Origin of the sequence: Undibacterium sp. GrIS 1.2 (assembly GCF_040544435.1) — a bacterium.
Lineage (GTDB): Bacteria > Pseudomonadota > Gammaproteobacteria > Burkholderiales > Burkholderiaceae_D > Undibacterium.
The window spans coordinates 1-4,133 of record NZ_JBEONP010000117.1 but is presented as its reverse complement, the minus strand read 5'-3'; the positions used below and the strand labels follow the sequence as shown (position 1 = coordinate 4,133).

The 4,133-nt window shown below is 43.9% G+C and carries 4 protein-coding genes and 1 pseudogene; all 5 read left to right on the top strand.

Annotated features, from left to right (window positions below; genetic code table 11):
- The coding region (locus AAKU61_RS22210; RefSeq protein WP_354335769.1) for a hypothetical protein at window positions 1-480 on the top strand (480 nt) is incomplete at its 5' end.
- Between the two features lie 25 nt (window positions 481-505).
- Window positions 506-1,495 carry a beta propeller repeat protein gene (locus AAKU61_RS22205; protein WP_354335767.1) on the top strand — a complete coding sequence of 330 codons (990 nt, stop codon included), beginning with the start codon at window positions 506-508 and terminating at the stop codon, window positions 1,493-1,495.
- Between the two features lie 160 nt (window positions 1,496-1,655).
- A complete protein-coding gene (locus AAKU61_RS22200) occupies window positions 1,656-2,051 on the top strand; it encodes a hypothetical protein (RefSeq protein WP_354335766.1) in 396 nt (131 codons plus the stop codon).
- Window positions 2,052-2,237: 186 nt separating this feature from the next.
- Window positions 2,238-3,482, top strand: a pseudogene (locus tag AAKU61_RS22195) (PAAR-like domain-containing protein); the annotation flags it as partial.
- Window positions 3,483-3,488: 6 nt separating this feature from the next.
- Window positions 3,489-3,941 (top strand): hypothetical protein, encoded by a 453-nt coding sequence (locus tag AAKU61_RS22190; protein ID WP_354335764.1) that lies wholly within the window; start codon window positions 3,489-3,491, stop codon window positions 3,939-3,941.
- Window positions 3,942-4,133: the final 192 nt, after the last annotated feature.

The following is a 4,133-nucleotide window of genomic DNA, read 5'->3' as shown; positions in this document are numbered from 1 at the left end:
CATGTAGTTCCAGATCATTGCTTTAAACAGCCTGGAGATAATGGGGCTTATTACCCGGGTGGTATTAAACATGCGGATGGACTTTGTATTTGTGTAGAGGGGGCTACTAAGAGCACTGGTGTAAATGGTCAGTCAGTTAAGAAAGGGAAAAATTCTATAACTAACCATTTTCAAGCGCTTGCCCAACATGGACAAATTCATTTATTGATGGATGCCGCAGAGGCTGCATTAGGTGCTCTAGGGAATCCTAAAGGTAGTTCCTCGCTTGGGAATTTGGAAAAAGCAGGCGCTTCCGCCGCAGCGAAAGTATCGGGCTGCGACGAAAAAGAATTGGAAAAACAATTACGTGATTTTCATCAATCTAAAGGACTTAGTGCAAGCACAAAATTCCGTGCTGATCCTTTTGGAAAAATAACAAATCTTGACGCGACGATAATGGGTAAATCTGCGCAAGGCACAGGCGGCTCTGGCCGTTCATAAACACTGTAAAGATATGGAGAATGAAATGAGAACTTCTGTTTATTTTATCGACGGATGCGTAATCGAGAAAGATTTTGTGTACGTAGCTTCAAACCTAGACGATATAGATCCGCTGCAACACCCACATTCACGCTTGAGTATCTACGATGAGCAAAGTGCAGATGAATCGAAATGGTTTTATCACGATTTAAATTCAAATATTGTCTCCGTTTGCGTCAAAAAACGCTCTCAAAATGAGGAGAGAAAGCTTTGTGCATTATCGAAAGAAGGTGAGGTTGAAATTTTCTCCGCAAAAGACGGGAGTTCAAAAATTGAAAAGATTTCAGACGCAGGATTAAGGCTAGGTACGCTCGGTTATGTAACTCAAATACGAGAAATTGGTGAAACAATTTATGTCTGTGGAGCAAATGACCAAGTTTATCGAAGAAATAATGGAATTTGGGAATCGCTTACTCGATATCCACTTGTCCATAGAAGCGCGCTAAATAGTGATTACAGTATTTTGACCAGTATTGATGGAGTCGATGAATGCGATATTTATGTTTGTGGACTGGGAGGAAGGATTTATCACTTTGATGGAAACGAATGGAAAAAAATTGCTATAAATATTGATGAAAATTTAAACTATATAAAGTGTTTTAATACTAACGACGTTTGGATTTGCGGCAATAATGGTGCGCTTTTAAAAGGAAATGTTAGGGATGGCTTTAAGGATGTTAGTAGTATCGACGATAACGAAATATTTTGGTCAATCGCTGAATTCAAAGGAAATATTTATTTAGCAACCACAACAAAACTATATGCTTACAATGGGAAAAAAATTACACAAGTTGTCAGCGGTTTGGTGCCTGAATTAGAAACCTTTCATCTAGATTCAAATAACGAGATTCTTTGGTCCTTTGGGATAAAAGATATTGCTCATTTTGACGGGCTAAAGTGGGAACGCGTTCATCACCCAGATAACGATCCAATTGAAGGAGTTGGCATCAGTGAAGCTAGGGGGGGCAAACCATGACAGAGGTCATTGATCACGGGGTATCGACACAAACACCGACACACAATCAATCGCCGATACTATTTGTCAGCATCTGAATTGCCGCAATATTGGTGCATGGTTAGAAGACTTAGCGTTAAAGTTAGAGGTCCCCATTGCTGCAATCATACCGACCTCACCCGTGTTACGTCACGAATTCTTTCTTCCTGAGTGTGGTCTACGTTTAGTGCTCAACCATCCCCATGCTGGCTATGTAGAAGAAGGTGATATTGACCGCTGGATTATCAACGAAGCGCAATTTATAGTTTCGGATCAAAACCATAGCGATGACGCAGTCCTACTCCCATTCGATCTTGATCCAGACAACGACACACCAGAGACAGTACAAACCAAACTAGATGGCGACACCGCAGGTCTATCTGTCCGCAGCCTTGCACAAGGAGATCGTCGCCAAAGCTACTTTCTGGATGATGCCATAGTCGTAGAGATTACCTGGCGGCCAGAATTACGCGGAATTGACCGAGTCTGGGTAGTCCGTATGGGGAGTGAGATGCTGGAAGCACCGCAAAAATCTTGATGGAGCCGTATCTGTGTTGAAGCTATTTCTCTGAGTGAATTCATATACTCAACCTTGTATGTAAAAAGTATCCAATCAATCATTGGACACCAAGGCATAAATTGAAAAAAAGAGGGGGAGTATTTGAAACGGTCAATGTAAGAACCCTCTCATCTGCGGCTATTTTGACAACCCACAAGCGCAAGCAAAGGAGATGAACCTGGTGTCGCCAAAGGAGTTAAAAGCGGCACGGTGACAGGCGAAGTCAAACCAGTCAAAGGCTCGAGCACGGTACGGGTAGGCAGTAAGCCCATTATCCGCGACAAAGACCCTAACACCATGAACGGGGGAAACAATCCTGGCATCTACACCACGACCCAGATACCAAGTGGCAATTCACCCAAGCACGCAGCGACTAATTCCAATCCCCCGGTCAGAGCAGAAACCGCCGCCGAAAAAAGTCTCATAGACAAAGCACTAGACGCTACTAAGTCCGGTGCTCAGTACTACAAAAATACGGTATCAGACAGTCTGCACGGCTTTGCAGCAGACGCTATGGACAAAGGCGGCACCATCGCATTAACCGGAGGTGGCACCGCCGCTGTCGGTGGCGCAATGGTACTCACCGGGATAGGAGCCGCCCCAGGCGCCGTCATTGCAGCAGGTGGCGGTGCTGTAGCCGTGGTCGGTGAAGGCGTTGGCCTGGTAGGTGGCATTGTAGAATCTACCGCCAGCGGACTAGATGCGTCAGCAGAATTTGCCACCAGCGGCAAGTTACCCAACATGGTCGCGCTAGCAAGCGCCTATGCACAACGCATGGTGATGAGCAAGATCGATAAAATCACCAAATTGATTCCAGGCGTAAAAGGAGAAATCAACGCCGTCAAAGCCGAGACCAATGCAGCGAAAGCAGAACTCAATGCAGAGAAGAATGCGGTCAAGAGTGAGCTAGCGGAAGGGAAGAAAGAGGCCAAGAAAGAGGCTAAGAAAAGTGACAAAAAGAATGATGCGTCGCCTCCCGGTGATGGGGTCAAGGTTATCAAGCAACAGGCTGGCCCGTGCGATCATTTACGTCAAGGTAGCGGAAAAGGTCCCTATCGAGGTGGCGCACATAGTAAGACAAGTAAACCTGTGAATGATGGCAAAGATTCGCATCATATGCCTGCGAAAGATGTCAGCCCACTAAATCCAAAAGATGGGCCAGCTATACAGATGGATCCCAAAGACCATGGTAAAACATCGAGTAATGGACAAATGCCTGGCTCAGTGGATTATCGGGAGGCAATAGGAAATTTGATTTCAGCAGGAAAGTGGCGAGATGCGATGGCTACAGAAATTCGTGACGTTAGACGCGTTGCTAAAGAAATTAACGATCCCAAAAAATACAATGAAGCTATGTCGGAGATGCTTGAGTTTTATAAATGCTTGGAAAAAAATAACCTTTTAAAGTGAAAAATCGTGGACGTAAAAACTGATTTTGAATTATTTCCCTACATTGGTGCGGGAGAATTGAGTTTCGATATGAAGCAAAAAAATGTTGAGACTTTACTGGGAGCTCCAGATAGCGTAAGTACTAATTTTTTAAAACAGCGCGTTGAATTTCGTTCATTCATGAATGCAGCTTATTCAGCGGATGAAGGGAGTCTTATCCATCTAGGATTTGGACGACAAATGGAAGGTGTTAAATATAAAGATATTTTTCTTTTTACCGAGCAAGAAGATGTCGTTCTTCAAAGGTTAATTCGCGAAGATCAGCAACCTTTTATTTATCTTGGTTTTATTGTTCTCCTGAATTTAGGAATTACGCTAACTGGATTTCACGATCAAGATACCTCACAGAAAGCAATTACGCTATTTTCTCGAGGAACTTGGGATAAACGGTTACCTAAATTAAAACCATTTAAAAGTTGACCTTAGAAGTTTAATTTAGACCAAGCAAACAAGAAAAACCGCCGCCGAAAAAAGTCTCATAGACAAAGCACTAGACGCTACTAAGTCCGGTGCTCAATACTACAAAAATACCGTATCAGACAGTCTGCACGGCTTTGCAGCAGACGCTATGGACAAAGGCGGCACCATAGCATTAACCGGAGGCGGCACCGC